Genomic DNA, 20,835 nt, shown 5'->3' on the forward strand with positions numbered 1-20,835 from the left:
GAAGGTAATGATATATTATCTGGAGGAGCAGGCGATGATAAACTATATGGAAATGAAGGAGATGATAGATTATTAGGGCAAATAGGAGATGATGTATTAGAAGGTGGAGCAGGAAATGATTATTTAGAAGGAAATGAAGGGAATGATACGTTAGTAGGTGGAATAGGAAATGATAATTTATTAGGTGGAGCAGGTTCTGACATATTAGAAGGAAGTATAGGTGATGATAATCTAGATGGCGGAGCAGGGAATGACACATATGTCTATTCAAAAGGAGATGGAAATGATACAATCTACGATATAGAAGGAACGGATAAACTAAAATTAACAGATATAAATCCAGAAGAAATAGAATTAAAAAGACCATTAAATAACTCTAATGACCTAAATATAGTAATAAAAGAAACAAAAGAGATAATAACAATAAAAAATTATTTTAATTCTAATAAAATAGAGACTATAGAGTTTAAAAATAATGATATATGGAATGCAGAGACTATAGAAAGTCAAACAACAAAAGTAGATGGGACAGAAGCTGATGATGTAATATATGGAATATCAGGAAATGATCAGATAACAGGAAAAGCAGGAAATGATTATATAAATGGTGAAACAGGAGATGATGTTCTAATTGGTGGTATGGGAGATGATATATTAGTTGGAGATAAAGGAAATGATAATTTATCTGGTGAATTAGGAGATGATAATTTATCTGGTGGTACGGGAGATGATATATTAACTGGTGGAGCAGGAAATGATGAATTGTCAGGTGGAGCGGGTTCTAATAAATATATTTATAATATAGGAGATGGAGCAGATAAAATAAAAGTAAATGGAAGTAATATAGATTTTAATTTGAGTGGATTAGCTAATGAAAATTGGAACTGGAAAGCAACTCAAGATTGGAATGGTCAACGTTGGGGTGATGGAGGACGAGATGCCTTTGATGGATTTGGGAATACATCAATAACTATAAATGGGAAAACTATATCTAATATTAATTTAGGTTCAAAAGATGGTGTTCCTGTTAATCATGAAGTTGGGGGTGTGGAATTCAGCTCAAAAGTTCAATACATAAGTGATAATATATTGGAAATAAAATTAAATTCAATAGGAGATTATACTGGAGAAATAGCAGTAACAACAGGTGGAAATTTAGGTTCAGATGGAAATGAAGAGTATAATACAGGTGTAATAAATCTTGGAGGGACAGAATATACATATGCTCATTCGAAGGATCGAAGCAGAAATGATCCAAATATATTTTTTCTAATGTTACCGGAAACATTAGGAGAAGAAAATAAAGTGAACTATACAAGAAGCGGAGATAATATATACGGATATTTAAAAGATGGACATTTTCCTTTAAGAATACTTATAATTCCAAGTTTATATGAAGCTAATGAAATAGTAGATTTATTAGAAAAGAATATATTTTTTGAATCTAAAAAAGAAATCGGAGATATTTTAGAATTAGGCGAAGGAATAAGCAAAGAAAATTTAAAAATATACAGAAAAGAAAAAGATTTAATTTTGGATATGCCAACAGAAGGGGATAAAATAACCGTAGAAGGTTGGTATAGTGGAAGGAAGCTAGATAAAATACAATTTAGTGACGGTAGTGAATTATCTTCTGAAGAATTACACAAACAAGGATTAATCGTAAATGGGACAGAAAATGAGGATGTATTAGAAGGATTATTTGCAGAATCAGATAAATTGAATGGTTTAGGAGGCAATGATAAATTATATGGAATGTCAGGCGATGACATACTAACAGGTGGCGTAGGAAACGATGCTTTAGAAGGCGGAGCAGGAAATGATACCTATGTATATGCAAAAGGAGATGGGAATGATACTATCTCTGATACCGAAGGAATAGATAAACTAAAATTAACAGATATAAATTCAGAAGAGATAGAATTAAAAAGACCATTAAATAATTCTAATGACTTAAAGATAATAATAAAAGAAACAGAAGATATAATAACAATAAAAAATTATTTTAATACTAATAATAAGATAGAAAGTATAGAATTTGGAAATGACGAGATATGGAATATAGAGACTATAGAAAGTCAAACAACCAAAATATCTGGAACAGCAGGAAATGACACATTATATGGAATATCAGGAAATGATGATTTGTCAGGAAATGATGGGAATGATACTTTATATGGAGAATCAGGAGATGACACTTTATACGGAAATGCAGGCGATGACATATTAAAAGGTGACATAGGAAATGATGAATTAATAGGCGGAATAGGCAATGATAAATTATATGGGAATACAGGAGATGACATATTAACAGGTGGGACAGGAAACGATACTTTAGAAGGTGGAGTAGGAAATGATACATATGTATATGCAAAAGGAGATGGAAATGATACTATCTCTGATACCGAAGGAACAGATAAACTAAAATTAACAGATATAAATCCAGAAGAAATAGAATTAAAAAGACCATTAAATAATTCTCTTGATCTAAATATAGTAATGAAAGAAACAGAAGATATAATAACAATAAAAAATTATTTTAATACTAATAATAAGATAGAAAGTATAGAATTTGGAAATGACGAGATATGGAATGTAGAGACTATAGAAAGTCAAACAACCAAAATATCTGGAACAGAAGGAAATGACACATTATATGGAATATCAGGAAATGATGATTTGTCAGGAAATGATGGGAATGATACTTTATATGGAGAATCAGGTGATGATAAACTATACGGAAATGCAGGCGATGATATATTAAAAGGTAACATAGGAAATGATGAATTAATAGGTGGGACAGGAAATGATAAATTATATGGAATGTCAGGAGATGACATACTAACAGGTGGCATAGGAAACGATACTTTAGAAGGTGGAGCAGGAAATGACACATATACATATGCAAAAGGAGATGGAAATGACACTATTTCTGATACAGAAGGAACAGATAAAGTAAAATTAACAGATATAAATCCAGAAGAAATAGAATTAAAAAGACCATTAAATAATTCTCTTGATCTAAATATAGTAATGAAAGAAACAGAAGATATAATAACAATAAAAAATTATTTTAATACTAATAATAAGATAGAAAGTATAGAATTTGGAAATGACGAGATATGGAATGTAGAGACTATAGAAAGTCAAACAACCAAAATATCTGGAACAGAAGGAAATGACACATTATATGGAATATCAGGAAATGATGATTTGTCAGGAAATGATGGGAATGATACTTTATATGGAGAATCAGGAGATGATACTTTATACGGAAATGTAGGCGATGACATATTAAAAGGTAACATAGGAAATGATGAATTAATAGGTGGAACAGGCAATGATAAATTATATGGGAATGCAGGCGATGACATATTAACAGGTGGGACAGAAAACGATAATTTAGAAGGTGGAGCAGGAAATGACACATATACGTATGCAAAAGGAGATGGAAACGATACAATTTATGATACCGAAGGAACTGATAAACTAAAATTAACAGATATAAATCCAGAAGAAATAGAATTAAAAAGACCATTAAATAATTCTACTGACTTAAATATATTAATAAAAGAAACAGAGGATATCATAACAATAAAAAATTATTTTAATACTAATAATAAGATAGAAAGTATAGAATTTGGAAATAATGAGATATGGAATGTAGAGACTATAGAAAGTCAAACAACCAAAATATCTGGAACAGAAGAAAATGACACATTATATGGAATATCAGGAAATGATGATTTGTCAGGAAATGATGGGAATGATACTTTATATGGAAATGCAGGTGATGATAAACTATACGGAAATGCAGGAGATGACATACTAAAAGGTGACATAGGAAATGATGAATTAGTGGGCGGAGCAGGAAATGATGAATTGTCAGGTGGAGTGGGTTCAAATAAATATATCTATAATATGGGAGATGGATCAGATAAAATAAAAGTAAATGGAAGTAATATAGATTTTAATTTGATTGGATTAGCTAATGAAAATTGGAACTGGAAAGCAATTCAAGACTGGAATGGTCAACATTGGAGTGATGGAGGACGAGATGCCTTTGATGGCTTTGGGAATACATCAATAACTATAAATGGGAAAACTATATCTAATATTAATTTAGGTTCAAAAGATGGGGTTCCTGTTAATCATGAAGTCGGTGGAGTGGAATTCAGCTCAAAAGTTCAATACATAAGTGATAATATATTAGAAATAAAATTAAATTCAATAGGAGATTATACTGGAGAAATAGCAGTAACAACAGGTGGAAATTTAGGTTCAGATGGAAATGAAGAGTATAATACTGGTGTAATAAATCTTGGAGGGACAGAATATACATATGCTCATTCGAAGGATCGAAGCAGAAATGATCCAAATATATTTCTCCTAATGTTACCAGAAACATTAGGAGAAGAAAATAAAGTGAACTATACAAGAAGCGGAGATAATATATACGGATATTTAAAAGATGGACATTTTCCTTTAAGAATGCTTATAATTCCAAGTTTATATGAAGCTAATGAAATAGTAGATTTATTAGAAGAGAATATATATATTGAATCTAAAAAAGAAATCGGAGATATTTTAGAATTAGGCGAAGGAATAAGCAAAGAAAATTTAAAAATATACAGAAAAGAAAAAGATCTAATTTTGGATATGCCAACAGAAGGGGATAAAATAACTGTAGAAGGTTGGTATAGTGGAAGGAAGCTAGATAAAATACAATTTAGTGATGGTAGTGAATTATCTGCTGAAGAGTTACACAAACAAGGATTAATCGTAAATGGGACAGAAAATGAGGATGTATTAGAAGGGCTATTTGCAGAATCAGATAAATTGAATGGTTTAGGAGGCAATGATAAATTATATGGAATGTCAGGAAATGACATACTAACAGGTGGCATAGGAAATGATAATTTATTAGGCGGAGCAGGAGAGGATACATATGTCTATGCAAAAGGAGATGGGAATGACACTATCTCTGATACAGAAGGAACAGATAAACTAAAATTAACAGATATAAATCCAGAAGAAATAGAATTAAAAAGACCATTAAATAATTCTCTTGATCTAAATATAGTAATAAAAGAAACAGAAGATATAATAACAATAAAAAATTATTTTAATATTAATAACAAGATAGAAAGTATAGAATTCGGAAATAATGAGGTATGGAATGTAGAAACTATAGAAAGTCAAGCAATAAAAGTAGATGGAACAGAAGCAGATGATACGCTATATGGAATATCAGGAAATGATGAATTAGTGGGCGGAGCAGGAAATGACAAGTTGTATGGAAATATAGGAGATGACATATTATCAGGTGGCATAGGAAATGATACTTTAGAAGGTGGAGCAGGTTCTGATACATATGTATATGCAAAAGGAGATGGAAATGACGCTATTTCTGATACAGAAGGAACAGATAAGATAAAATTAACAGATATAAATCCAGAAGAAATAGAATTAAAAAGACCATTAAATAATTCTAATGACTTAAAGATAATAATAAAAGAAACAGAAGATATAATAACAATAAAAAATTATTTTAATACTAATAATAAGATAGAAAGTATAGAATTTGGAAATGATAAGATATGGAATGCGTCTGATATAGAAAGTCAAGCAACAAAAGTAGATGGGACAGAAACAGCTGATACACTATATGGAATATCAGGGAATGATGAATTATCAGGAAATGATGGGAATGATACTTTATATGGCGAATCAGGTGATGATAAACTATACGGAAATACAGGCGATGACATATTAAAAGGTGACATAGGAAACGATGAATTAGTGGGCGAAGCAGGTTCTGACAAGTTGTATGGAAATATAGGAGACGACATATTATCAGGTGGCATAGGAAATGATACTTTAGAAGGTGGAGCAGGAAATGACACATATGTATATGCAAAAGGAGATGGAAATGACGCTATTTCTGATACAGAAGGAACAGATAAGATAAAATTAACAGATATAAATCCAGAAGAAATAGAATTAAAAAGACCATTAAATAATTCTAATGACTTAAAGATAATAATAAAAGAAACAGAAGATATAATAACAATAAAAAATTATTTTAATACTAATAATAAGATAGAAAGTATAGAATTTGGAAATAATGAGATATGGAATGTGTCTGATATAGAAAGTCAATCAACAAAAGGAGATGGAACAGAAACAGCTGATACACTATATGGAATATCAGGGAATGATGAATTATCAGGAAATGATGGGAATGATACTTTATATGGCGAATCAGGTGATGATAAACTATACGGAAATACAGGCGATGACATATTAAAAGGTGACATAGGAAACGATGAATTAGTGGGCGGAGCAGGTTCTGACAAGTTGTATGGAAATATAGGAGACGACATATTATCAGGTGGCATAGGAAATGATACTTTAGAAGGCGGAGATGGAAATGATACCTATGTATATGCAAAAGGAGATGGAAATGACACTATTTCTGATACAGAAGGAACAGATAAGATAAAATTAACAGATATAAATCCAGAAGAGATAGAATTAAAAAGACCATTAAATAATTCTCTTGATCTAAATATAGTAATGAAAGAAACAGAAGATATAATAACAATAAAAAATTATTTTAATACTAATAATAAGATAGAAAGTATAGAATTTGGAAATGATGAGATATGGAATGTGTCTGATATAGAAAGTCAAGCAACAAAAGTAGAAGGGACAGAAAGTAATGACACGCTATATGGAATATCAGGAAATGATAATTTGTCAGGAAATGACGGAAATGATACTTTATATGGAGAATCAGGTGATGATAAACTATATGGAAATGCAGGCGATGACATACTAAAAGGTAACATAGGAAATGATGAATTAGTGGGCGGAGCAGGTTCTGACAAGTTGTATGGAAATATAGGAGACGACATATTAACAGGTGGGACAGGAAACGATACTTTAGAAGGTGGCTCAGGCAATGATACATATGTATATGCAAAAGGAGATGGGAATGATACTATCTCTGATACCGAAGGAATAGATAAACTAAAATTAACAGATATAAATTCAGAAGAGATAGAATTAAAAAGAACATTAAATAATTCTAATGACTTAAAGATAATAATAAAAGAAACAAAGGATATAATAACAATAAAAAATTATTTTAATACTAATAATAAGATAGAAAATATAGAGTTTGGCAATGATGAGATATGGAATGTTTCAGATATAGAAAGTCAAACAACAAAAGTAGAAGGTACAGAAGGTAATGACACATTATATGGAATATCAGGCAATGATGAATTGTCAGGAAATGATGGTAATGATACTTTATATGGAAACGCGGGAGATGATAAACTATATGGAAACAAAGGAGATGATAGCCTAACAGGAGGACTAGGGAATGATATATTAGAAGGTGGCACAGGAAATGATAATTTACATGGAAACGAAGGAGATGATAGCCTAACAGGAGGACTAGGGAAAGATACTTTAGAAGGTGGATCAGGCAATGATAATTTGTATGGAGATATAGGAGATGATATTTTATCAGGAGGATTAGGGAAAGACACTTTAGAAGGTGGATCAGGCAATGATAATTTGTATGGAGATATAGGAGATGACATATTATCAGGGAATGAAGGAATAGATATAATATATGGTGGATTAGGTAATGATATATTAAAAGGTAATGCAGGAAATGACACTCTATATGGAAATGCAGGTGATGATACTTTAACAGGAAATACAGGTATTGACAAATTGTTTGGTGGAGTAGGAAATGATACATATGTTTATAGTAAAGGAGATGGAGTAGATACAATTTATGATGAAGGAGGTGAATTAGATAAAATATTATTGAAAGATATTCTACCAGAAGAAATAGAGCTGTTTTCTACAAATGAAAATTTGGAAATAAGGATAAAAAATAGTGATAATAAAATAGTAATAAAAAACTATTTTAGAGGTAATGGATATTTAGAGAGTAAAGACTATGATATGGATAAATATAAAATAGAAAATATAGAATTTTCTAATGGAGTAATTTGGGAAAACTTGGATATTGGTAAAAATTTAGTAAATATATTTGATGGGACAAAAGAAGAGGATTATACAATAGGTCATAATTTAGGGAAAAATATAATAAATGGTTATGAAGGTGATGACGGATTATATGGTCGTGGAGTAGATGGGAATATAATAACAGGTGGTTTAGGAGATGATGAATTACATGGTAGTTCGGCAAAAGATACTTATATATTTAATAAAGGAGATGGAAGCGACACAATTTTTGAAACTGGAGGGGATTCAGATACAATAAAATTTGGTGAAAATATAAAACCGGAAGATATAGAAATAGTAAGAGTTCAAAATGATGTTATGTTAAAAATAAAAGGAACAGAAGAGAGCATAAAAATATGGGACTTTTTTAATTATATGGTAACTGCTATAAATGTTGAAAATGGAAAAATAGAAAATATAGAGTTTTCTGATGGAACACTTTGGAACAAAGCGATTATAAAAGAAAAATATGAAAATATTTATGGAACGGATTCTAATGATGAAGTAAGAGGATTTGATGATCAAAATGATATTTTACATGGTTTTGCTGGTGATGATAAGTTATATTCTTTTGGAGGAGATGATACCCTTTTAGGAAATGAAGGAAATGATCTATTAATTTCTGGAACAGGAAATGATCTGTTAGATGGCGGAATAGGAAACGACCAATTACAAGGTGGAGTAGGAAATGACACGTATATATTTGGCAAAGGTTATGGAGAAGATGTAATATTTGAAGAATCAGGAGTAGATTCTATAAAATTTATAGACAATATAAAAGCAGAAGATATTATAGCAAGAAAAAATGGAGATAGTTTGATAGTATCAATACTAGGTACAGAAGATAGGATAATAGTTAATAACTACTTTAAGGATTCTAATAATAAAATAGAACAAATAGAATTCTCAGATGGAACTAAATGGAATCAATCAACAATAGAAGAAAAATCGAGAGAAATCATAGGTACTTCAAAAGCAGAAACACTATTTGGAAGTGATCAAGATGATACTTTAGATGGAAAAGCAGGAAATGATCACCTTCAAGGAAGTAGCGGAAATGACACGTATATATTTGGCAAAGGCTATGGAGAAGATGTAATATTTGAAGAATCAGGAGTAGATTCCATAAAATTTACAGACAATATAAAAGCAGGAGATATTATAGTAAGAAAAAATGGAGATAGTTTGATAGTATCAATAGTAGGTACAGAAGATAGGATAATAGTTAATAATTACTTTAAAGATTCTAACAACAAAATAGAACAAATAGAATTTTCAGATGGAACTAAATGGAATCAATCAACAATAGAAGAAAAATCGAGAGAAATCATAGGTACTTCAAAAGCAGAAACACTATTTGGAAGCGATCAAGATGATATTTTAGATGGAAAAGCAGGAAATGATCAATTGCAAGGAAGTACAGGAAATGATACTTATATATTTGGTAAAGGTTATGGAGAAGATGTAATATTTGATATAGACTCTACAGAAGGGAATAAAGATATCATATCTTTATTAGATGGAATATCTGAATCAAATCTTCAATTGAGTAAAAATGGAGACTATTTAATAGGAACAATAGATGGAACTTCAGATAGATTTATCGTAGGAGACTATTTTAAAGATGATTCACATAAAATAGAAGAAATAAAGTTTTCAAATGGAACTATATGGGATAAATTAAAAATAGATGAATTAACAGGAAATAGTTCAACAAATACAAACGATACAACAAACAATGATAATTCAACAGAAAATACAGATAATAGCAGTACTAATGATAGTTCAAATGATGCTGAAACTGTTAAAAATGATAAATTTGAATTAAATTATAATTCTGATAATGTAGAATTAAAATTTTCAAGATATAATTTAGATATAACAGTAAAAGTATTTGAAAAAGATGGTTCGATTACTGCAAATATGGGATATAGTGGAACTCAAGAAAATTATAATAGCTTTATAAATAATGGAGATCAAAACAAGTTGTCTAATCATGTAAATAGTTTATTACAAGATATAGTTAATATGAGTAGTCAAAATAATATGGATTATTTAAAAGCTATAATACAATTTAAAGATGAATTTGAAAAAACAGTTGTTAAAGATTTTGAGTTTAAAATAGCAGGAGAAAGTAGTTCGAGCGATTTACCTTTAACTGACGATAAAAGCAATTCTGATGAAAATATTGTGATTTCTGAAACTGCTATTAATGAGGCGAAAGGGAAAGATAACTATAAAATAGTTTTAAATAGTGACTCATTTGAGATTGACTTTAAAAGACAAGAGTTAAATATAAAAGTTTCTATTTTACCAAGCGGAAATTCTATAACTGCTAAAATAGGTTATAGTGGAACTCAAGAATCTTATAATAATTTTGTTAGTTCAAATGGACAAAATAAATTAAGTGCTCAAATAAATACACTGTTTCAGAAAATAATTAATAATAGTTCAGAAAAAAATATGCCATGGTTTGAAGCCTTAAAGACAGATATTGATAATATGAGAAAAATCAATATAGAAAGTTTTGGTTTTGGAGACGGCTCAACAAATAATGATGATATGATGGTAGGGACTGTTTCAAAATCTAATATTTTATATGGTGGAATAGGAAATGATGTTATTTACGGAAAAGAATTAAATGACACACTAGATGGCGGAACAGGAAATGACACCTTAAAAGGTGGCTTAGGAGATGACACATATATCTTTGGACAAAGCTATGGACAAGATACAATAAAAGATGATGGTGGAAACGACACATTAAAATTAGATATAAACCCATTAGATTTAATAATAGAAAATTCAAATAATGATTTACTAATAAAAAAATATAATGGAAATGAACAGCTTATAATCCAAGATTGGAATTTAGGTTCAGATAATCAAATAGAAAATATAGAAACAGATACAGAAGTATTAACAAATCAAAATTTAGAAAAATTAATACAAGCAATGTCAACACTAGAAACAGATGAAGGAATGAGCTGGACAAAATTAAAAGAAGAAGAGAGTCAAAAAGTAGAAACAATATTAACACAATATTGGCAACATAAAAATTAATAAGGAACGGCTTAAAAATAACCTTCCGATTTTGTTATAAAATACGCAATGGTTCAAGCGTTTTTATGGCAAAATATAAGAAACTTATTTTTTAAACGTTCCTAAAAGTTGTTAAAATTACTAACCTCTACAATGTTCCAATTCATTTGTAGGGGTTAATATCTTGCTTCCAATGATGAAATTCAAACAAACAAAGAGAGGTATGAAAATTAGATGAATGAAGAGAAAGAAAAAAAAGACACTGGCTTATTAAGCTTAATGATGATGGCAAAATATCATAATTTAAATACAAATCCAGAACAATTAAAACACGCATTTGCAATATCAAAAGATGGAATGCAGGTGCTTGATATATTAAAAGCTGCAAAAGGGATAGGATTAAAAGCAAAATTATATAAAATGAGTTATAAACAAATAAGAGATATAAAATTACCTGCAATATTACATTTAAAAGATGGAAAATTTGTAATAGCAGGGAAATTTGAAAAAGATAATATATTAATTTTAAATCCAGAAGAGGGAACACCCAAAATGTTATCTAAAGAGGAGTTAGAAAACATTTGGAATGGCGAGATAATATTATTAAAGCCAAAAGGATTTAAAATAAAAGAAGAAGTATTTAATATAAAATGGTTTATTCCAACAGTATGGAAATATAGAAAATCATTAAGTGAAGTATTAACCGCTTCACTTTCAATACAGATAATAGGATTAGCAACTCCGATAGTTATGCAGGTAATAATAGATAAAGTTTTAAATCATAAACTATTAAGTGCATTAGATGTATTTATAATAGGCTTATTTATAGTAACAATTTTTGAAACTATATTAAAAATAGCTAAAAATTATGTATTTACTCATACTACTAATAAAATAGATGTAATATTAGGAGCTAGATTATATTCTCATTTGTTAAAATTACCATTAAGATATTTTGAAGTAAGAAGAATAGGAAATACAGTAGCTAGAGTAAGAGAAGTAGAAAATATAAGGCAATTTTTAACAGGAGCTCCATTGTCTTCTATATTAGATGTGATGTTTATATTTGTATATTTTATAGTAATGTTTTTTTATAGTTCAACATTAAGCTGGGTAATATTAGGTAGTTTTCCATTTTTTATAGTACTATCAATAGTAGTAACTCCAATATTTAAAAGTAGATTAGACGAAAAATTTAAAACAGGAGCAGAAGTACAATCATATTTAGTAGAATCAGTATCTGGAGTAAATACAATAAAATCATTTGCATTAGAACCAGAATTTCAAAAAAGATGGGAAAACGTGTCTGCAGAATATACAAAATCAGGATTTAAGGTATCCTTATTAAGTGGAGTAGCAGGGGCATTAGGACAGTTTATTCAAAAGAGTACAGATCTATTAGTATTGTGGTTAGGTGCAAAGTTAGTAATAGAAAACAAAATAACAATAGGGCAATTAATAGCATTTAGAATGTTATCAAGCAGAGTAAGTGGACCTGTATTGAGATTAGTACAAATGTGGCAGGAATTTCAACAAATAGGAATATCAATAAATAAATTAGGAGATATATTTAATACAAAGCCAGAACCAAGTATAGACCCTTCAAAGATGATGCTACCTAAATTAAAAGGAGATATAAAATTTGAAGGAGTGAGATTTCGTTATAGAGCAGATGCACCAGAGGTAATAAGAGATGTAAAATTTGAAATCCCAGCAGGGAAAACAATAGGAATAGTAGGAAGAAGTGGTTCTGGAAAAAGTACGTTAGCAAAATTAGTACAGAGATTATACATACCAGAAGCAGGAAAAATAACAGTAGATGGAATAGATATTTCATTAGCAGATCCTGCATGGTTAAGACGACAAATAGGAGTGGTTCTGCAAGAAAGCTTCTTATTTAATGGGACAATTAGAGAAAATATAGCAATAAATAAGCCAACAGCAAGTATGGAAGAGATAATAAATGTAGCAAGAATAGCAGGAGCACATGAATTTATAGTAGATTTACCAGAAGCATATGATACACAAGTAGGAGAAAAAGGTTCTGCATTATCAGGAGGTCAAAAACAAAGAATTGCAATAGCAAGATCATTAATAACAAACCCAAAAATATTAATATTTGATGAGGCAACATCAGCTCTTGATTATGAATCTGAAAGTGCAATTCAAAAAAACTTATCTAAAATATGTGATGGAAGAACAGTACTAATAATAGCACATAGATTATCAACTTTAAAAGATGCAGATTTAATAATGGTAATGGATAGGGGAGAATTAATAGAATATGGATCACCAAAAGAGTTATTAAGCAAACAGGGGTTATATTATTATTTATATAGTCAACAATTAAAATAAAGTGGAGGCATAATTTATGTTAAGGAACAAAAAAGAAAAAAATGCAAAATATGAATTTTTATCATCAGCACTAGAGATAGTAGAAAGTCCTCCTTCGCCACTTGGGAGTTTAATAATATGGATAATATTATTATTATTAATAAGTGTAATAACATGGTCATATGTAAGCAAAACAGATGAAGTAGCAACGGCAATGGGGAAAATAGTACCAGGTGGGAAATTAAAAGTAATTCAATCTTTAGAAGAAGGAAAGATAGTAGATATATTAGTAGAAGAAGGAGCAGAAGTCAAAGAAGGACAGTTATTAGTAAAATTAAATTTAAAAACAAAAGCAGCAAATTTAGAAGCATTAAACAAGTCACTATTAATGGTAAAATTAGAAATGGATATATTAAGGAAAAAACAGGTAAGAGACATATTTAAAAATAACAAAGATATAGAAAAAGTATTGTCAAAAAGTGAGATAAATTCACAAAGAAATTATTATGAAGCAAAAGAAAAAGAATATCTGTCTAAAAGAGATGGGCTAAAGACATTAATAAAACAAAAAGATGGAGAGATATTAGTAACTAAAGCAAATTTAGAAAAATTATTGGAAAAATATAGAGCATTAAAGGAAAAAGAGGAAAATTTGAAATATCTATATGAAGTAGGAAGTATTCCAAGAATAGATTGGATAAATAAAAAAGATGAAGTATTAATAACAGAAAAAGATTTAAAAAAAGAACATGCAACAATAGATGTAATAAAAAGCCAATTAACAGAAACGAAAGATAATTTAGTAAATTTAGATAAAAGTTGGGATAAAGGAGTAAAAGAGAAAATATTAGAATTGGATAAAAAGAAAATAGAATTAGAAGCAAATTATATAAGAGCAAAAGAGAGCTATAAAAATAGGAATTTATATTCTCCGGTAGATGGGATAATAAACGAGATAGGAGTAACAACAATAGGTGAAGTAGTGACTTCTGCAAAACCAATAATAACAATAGTTCCTAAAAATACACCATTGTTAGCAGAGGTAAAAATATTAAATAAAGATATAGGATTTATAAAAAAAGGACAAGGAGTAGATATAAAATTAGATACATTTCCATTTCAGAAATATGGATCAATAAAAGGTAATATAATATATATAAGCTCAGATATAATAGAAGATAAAAAATTAGGGGCAATATATAAAGCAAAAATAAAATTACAAAAGACAACAATAAATGTAAATGGAAAAGCAATAAAGTTACTACCTGGAATGAATTTATCAGCAGATATAAAAATAGGGAAAAGAAGAGTAATAGAGTTTTTCTTATCACCATTAATGAAAGTACCAGAAAGCTTAAAATTAAGATAAGGAATGGCTTAAAAATAACATTCCCATTTTGTTATAAAATACGCAATGTTTTAAGCGTTTTTATAACAAAATATGAGAACATTATTTTTTAAACGTTCTTAAGAGGAGAAATGAAAATTGAAAAAGATAAATATTATATTTAGCATATTTTTTGTTATGTTTAATTTGTCATATAGTGTAGAATATAGTTTAAATGACATTATAGAAGAATTTTTGTCAAAAGGAGACATAACAAATATAGAAAAATTAAATTTAGATACATTAGAAAGGAAAAAGAAAAGTATAGAAAAAGAGAAAAATTCAAAAATTAAATTGTCATTAAAAAATGGGAATGAACTTTTATATAACAAAGAATTAAATATTTGGCGAAAAGATAAGAGGTTTTTACATGGAAATCTAAGTTTAGAAAGTAGTTATAGAGACTTTTATATAAAATTTGATGATCAGTATAGTAATGGAAATATAGATATATCAGGAGATACAATTTATACAAATAGATATAAAAATGAGATTTCTGAAATAAGTATAGGATATAATAAAAATATAAATGATATATTTTATAGCGAATATAAATATAACAAAAATAATATAAAGTATGAAAAAATAGATATAAAATTAAAAAAAACAAAAGAGAAATTCGAAAAAATAAAAGAATTAATACAACTTTATGTAGAGATAAAATCAAAGGAAGAGGAAAAAAGTTTATACTTCAAAATGTTTAGAGAAAATAAAGAGATGTTAAAAATAGTAAAAGGAGAGTATGAAGTAGGAAAAAAAAGAGAAGTAGATGTGGAAATAATAAATTTAGAATTGGAAAATATAAAAAACAGAATTGATATTTTAGGCGAAAAGGTAAATGTTTCTAAAGAAAAGTTATTATCATATATAAATAAAAATGGAAATAAAATAAGATTACTTCCATTAGAAAAAATAGATATAGGAGAAATTGAAGTAGAACACATAGAAAAAGAGGATATAATAAATAGGAAAAATATGTTAAAAGAGGAATTAAAATTACTAAATAGAAAAAATCAAGTTGATATAAATATATATTCAGAATATGATTTGAAAAAAAATAATTATAAATTAGGAATAAATTTTACTGGAGAGGCTTTTGGATATAATTATAAAATTGATGAAAATAGAAATAAAAATCTAGAGTTTGAAAAATTATTAAAAATAAAAGAGAAAGAGTTAATAATAAAAAAAACAGAAGAGGAAAAAAATTATATAAATTTAAAAAAAGCATTAAGGCTATCACAAAAAGATGTAGGAATAAAATTTAAAATAAATAATTTAAATAAAAAACTATTTATAAAAGGGTATGCGGGAGCATCAGATTATATAAAGTCAAAAACAAATTATATAAAAGCAGAAGTAGAGAACAAAAAGAATGAATATAAATTATCAAAATTTATGTATGAACAATATTGGATAAAGAAAGTAAATATTATGAATGAAAAATAAATAGAATAAAGAAAAAAGGAGAAATTAAAAAAAGATGAAAAAATTAAGTTGGATTGTGTATTTAATATTAATATTAACAACAGGGTGTTTTAGAGAAGAAAGTATAAACATTACTCCAAAAGGGATATTAAGTGGATATGTAGTAGATTCTACAGGAAAAGGAATAGAAAAAGCAAATGTATATATAAGTGATAAGTTAGCAGAAACTGATAAACAAGGTAAATTTTACATAGAAGATATAGATATAGGTGGTAATCCAGAATTTGTAGTCAGAGTAGAAAAGGGAAATTATTTAAGTAAATATATAACAGTAAAATATGATAATTCTACAACAAATATTCAAATAAATGGGACAAATGATATAAATGGGTATCCATTAAAAAATGTAGTTAAAAGTGTGAAAGTAGAATTAACCAGTTTGATAAAAGTAGAAGGTAAATTAAAAGAGAAATTATTAGATGAAAATTTGAAAGTACATATAAGTATCAAAGCTAAAAAAGAATATCAAGAATATTTTGATAATTTAGAATATAATAAAAATTTAGAAAATGGAGATAAATTTGAAATTGATAATATTCCAAAATTTGGATTAGATGAAAAAGGCGAATATATTATAGAAGAAATTAGAGTAGGAATATATTTAGAAGGAAGCAATACTGAAAAATATTTTATAAAATTAACAGGAGAAGATTTGACTTCTAAAGAAAAAATGGAAAATTTATCTTTAAATAAATTATATACATTACAAGGTAAATTATATAAAAATATAGATAAAAAAGAGATAATGGAAGGAGCTAAGATAGATTTATTAAAAAGTGATGGAAGTGAATACAAAAGCATTTATAGTTCAGAAATTGGTTCTTATGAATTTAACGAAGTGGAAGAGGGAGAATATAAACTAAAAGTTCAAAATATGGATATGGATAAAGATGGAAGCGAAGAATATAAATTTGAAAAGGAAAGATTAGTAAAAATAGGTGGAGATAATAATACAGAGATAAAAAAAGATTTATGGTATGATAAAATGGTTAATTATAATTTGAGTGGTAAGGTTATGATTGATGAAATTGGAATATCAAATATAAAAGTTAAACTATATAACGGTACATATTTAATAAAAGAAACTACAACTAATGAAACAGGAGAATACTCATTTAGTGATATAGAATATAAAGATATAAAAATAGTAGCAGAGCCTATAGATTTAGATGATAATGGAGTATATAATTTTATAGGAAAAGATGAAATATTTGAAGAATTAACTATTGCAAATGAGATAGGAGAAGATTTAAAAGATAAAAACTTATATTTTAAAGCAAATGAATTAGAACCAAATTATGGATTAGAAATATCAAAAGCAAATTTTTTAGAAAATGATAAAGTAAAAGCAAACTTAAATCCAGGGGATAAAATAACAATAGAATTTAATAATGAACTATCTGAAGATGCAATAGCAAAAATAAAAACAGCAGGAGAAAACATAGTTTATTTATATGAAAATGCAGATGAAATATTAACTACTTGTGTAATAAAAGATAGTAAAATTTTGGAAATAGAACCATTGGTAAATTTACAAGCAGGGGTAAATTATAAGATAAAACTAAATGAAAAATTAACAAGTAAAGAAGGAAATAAATACAATATTTATTTAGGAGTAAAAGAGTATGAAGGGGAATTAATAAAAATTCAAGAAGCGACTTTAGAATCAATAAAACCACAAATAGATTTTTATTATGGAATTTCTAAAGAGATATCAAAAGATGAAAATTTTATTTTAGATAATGATTTAATAGGGGGAGTATATACAGATATAGAAAAACAAAACTCTCCTTTAAAATTAGAAAATGGAAGTGAAGGAACAACAGATTATAGTTTAAATAAGCTAAAAATTAAATTTAAAATAGCAGAAAAATATATAGATTTAGATAAAAATGAATTAAGAGGAATTTCAAAATTTATAGTTTATGGAAAACTAAATTCTGATTATTCATATTGGAAAAATCTAAAAGAGATATCAAAAAATGAAGTATCAAAAAGTTCTATAATAAATAGAGAGATAAAAGATATTGAAATAGATTTAACACAATTAAAAGGTTATAGTAACGAAGATAGATTAGGATATGGTAAAAAAATAGATTTAGTAGTAATTCCAGTAAGTTTGAACAACCAAAAAGCAAATTTTGATAATAGTAAAATAATGATATTAGAAGACAAATATAAACCAGAAATAAAAAGTATATTGGGAATAAGTGGGGATTATGTACTAGAGCCAGGTGAAAATATAATAAAATTTAATGAAGATATAGATACAACAAAGGGATTAAATATAGCAATTAGCAATGTGAATGACAATATAAAATATGAACTAAAAGATAATGGCTATTTAAACAAGGGAACTTACTATTTCAATATATCTATGAAAAATTTAAGTCTAAAATTAAGTAAAGATTTTTTAAAGTCAGGAAAAACAGAATTGGAACAAATATTAGAAGTAGAAAACATAAAAGGAATATATCCAACTATGGAATTAGAAATAAAAGATAAAGGTATAATAGAAATAGTAGATATAATAGATACAAATAAAATAAAAGTAAAATTCAAGGATAGTTTATTTGACATAAAAAAAGAAGATTTATTTATAGCTACAGAAAATAATAAAGATATTTTTTGCAGAGAATCAGCAATAGGAGAAGTTAAAAATATTGGGACTGATTATATAAAATTAAAATTAAAAGAAAAAGCAAAATATATGATAGGTGATATATTGGCAATATATGAAGATAACAATAAAATAGGAGAGTTAGTAGTTACAAATATAAAAAAAGATACTAATAGTGATGAATATATTTATAATATCTCAGGAGCAGATATAACAAATATAAAATCGGAATTTGACAAGGGGAAAACTTTAAACAGTAAATTGAAAAATAATATGGTAATAAAGATAACTGCTTATGATACAAGTGGAAATCTTATAAATGAATGGAAGGACGAATATTTTAATGAGAATGGAGTTTGGGGTGTGAGGTAGCAGTGTTGAGATTAGATATTAAGGAATGGCTTAAAAATAACATTCCCATTTTGTTATAAAATACGCAATGTTTTAAGCGTTTTTATAACAAAATATGAGAACATTATTTTTTTAACGTTCCTAATTAATATATTGGGTACTTTTAGTTTAATATATATATAATCAGACTTTTTGTTTTATCCATATAGGGGACTGTAATATTTGGATAAAAAAATTCCTTTAAGTTTCCCCATTTTTGTAGTTTAATTGATAGATTAAATTAAAAGCACTTCTCCGTCAGTTTTACTGCTAGAGAGGTGCTTTTTTAGTTTCAGAATTAGACAACTAAAAATTCCTTATTGACAAAACTAAATATATATAGTAATATATTTACCAAGTTACGCACACGTATGCGAAAAAGAGGTGAACTAAGTTGATTACAATAAAAGATATAGCTAAAGTAGCAGGAGTTAGTCACTCTACAGTATCTAGAAGTTTGAATGACAGTAATCAAATATCTGAAAAAACTAAAAATAAAATAAAAAAAATAGCAGAAGAGATGGGATTTGAATTTAATTTAAACGCGAGAAGTTTAAATACACAAAAAACTAACACATTAGGAATAATAGTACCTGAATTTTTTGGAGATATAAGAATTGAAGTTTTCTTTGGTAAAATGTTAGGATATTTATTAAGAGAGATTGAAAAAGAAGGTTATACAAGTAGAATAGAATATGCAAAAAATAGTTTAGATAAAAAAAGTAATATTCAAAAAATGATTCAAAGCAGAAGAATTGATGGATTAATAATTATACATGAAAATATATTAGAAGATGAATTTGAATTTTTGTCTGAAAAAGATTTTCCAGTTATTTTTTTACATCATAAGCCAGAACTTTTTTTTGATAAAAATATAAATTATATTGGTACTGATAATTATAAAGGTGGTTATATGGCTACGGAATATTTAATAAACAAAGGACATGAAAAAATTGCAACTTTAACTTGGGATTGTTTAGGGATAGAACAAGCAGAAAGAACTAATGGGTATATAGCAGCACTTAATTCTAATGGAATAAAAGTTAATGAAAAAATTATATTTAAAACAGATTTATCATTTGAAGAAAATTATAATATAATAGAAAAAAATATAGATATATTTAAAGAAGTTACTGCTGTATTTGCACAAACTGATTTATCAGCTTTGGCTGTTATAGAAGCTTTAAAAAATAATGGGATTTCTGTTCCAAAAGATGTATCTGTAATAGGTTATGATGATATTGAATTTGGTAAATTTTTTAAACCATATTTAACGACTATTCATCAACCAATAGAGGAGATTGTGAAAGAGAGTGTAAAAACATTAATAGATATAATAATGACTAAAAAAAATAAAAGTATAAAAAAAGTATTTGAACCATATTTAGTAGAAAGAGATACTGTAATTGAGATCTAAATATGAGTTTGAGAGATAAGTTAGAATAATAACTTTTACTGCTTTCGCAAACGTTTGCGAAAGGTGGGTAGACAATTAAAAAACATACTAATTTAAATCAATAAA

General features: G+C 27.4%; 6 protein-coding genes (1 of these 6 running past the window's edge). All 6 read left to right on the top strand.

The window, feature by feature from the left end; translation table 11 throughout:
• Positions 1 to 11,115: the 3' end of a calcium-binding protein gene (locus RDY08_RS10565; RefSeq protein ID WP_307905590.1), read on the top strand. The gene continues 14,586 nt to the left of window position 1, outside the view; only the last 11,115 of its 25,701 coding nucleotides appear in the window; the start codon falls outside the window, past its left edge; its stop codon occupies positions 11,113 to 11,115.
• Positions 11,116 to 11,328: 213 nt separating this feature from the next.
• A complete protein-coding gene (locus RDY08_RS10570; RefSeq protein WP_307905591.1) occupies positions 11,329 to 13,449 on the top strand; it encodes a type I secretion system permease/ATPase in 2,121 nt (706 codons plus the stop codon).
• A gap of 16 nt (positions 13,450 to 13,465) precedes the next feature.
• Positions 13,466 to 14,797 carry an HlyD family type I secretion periplasmic adaptor subunit gene (locus RDY08_RS10575; protein ID WP_307905592.1) on the top strand — a complete coding sequence of 444 codons (1,332 nt, stop codon included), beginning with the start codon at positions 13,466 to 13,468 and terminating at the stop codon, positions 14,795 to 14,797.
• Between the two features lie 117 nt (positions 14,798 to 14,914).
• Positions 14,915 to 16,264, top strand: coding sequence for a TolC family protein (locus RDY08_RS10580; protein ID WP_307905593.1), 1,350 nt, complete (start codon positions 14,915 to 14,917; stop codon positions 16,262 to 16,264).
• Positions 16,265 to 16,298: 34 nt separating this feature from the next.
• Positions 16,299 to 19,295 carry a hypothetical protein gene (locus tag RDY08_RS10585; protein ID WP_307905594.1) on the top strand — a complete coding sequence of 999 codons (2,997 nt, stop codon included), beginning with the start codon at positions 16,299 to 16,301 and terminating at the stop codon, positions 19,293 to 19,295.
• 412 nt (positions 19,296 to 19,707) lie between these two features.
• A complete protein-coding gene (locus tag RDY08_RS10590; RefSeq protein ID WP_307905595.1) occupies positions 19,708 to 20,730 on the top strand; it encodes a LacI family DNA-binding transcriptional regulator in 1,023 nt (340 codons plus the stop codon).
• Positions 20,731 to 20,835: the final 105 nt, after the last annotated feature.

Origin of the sequence: Haliovirga abyssi, assembly GCF_030295325.1 — a bacterium.
Taxonomy (GTDB): Bacteria; Fusobacteriota; Fusobacteriia; order Fusobacteriales; family Haliovirgaceae; genus Haliovirga; species Haliovirga abyssi.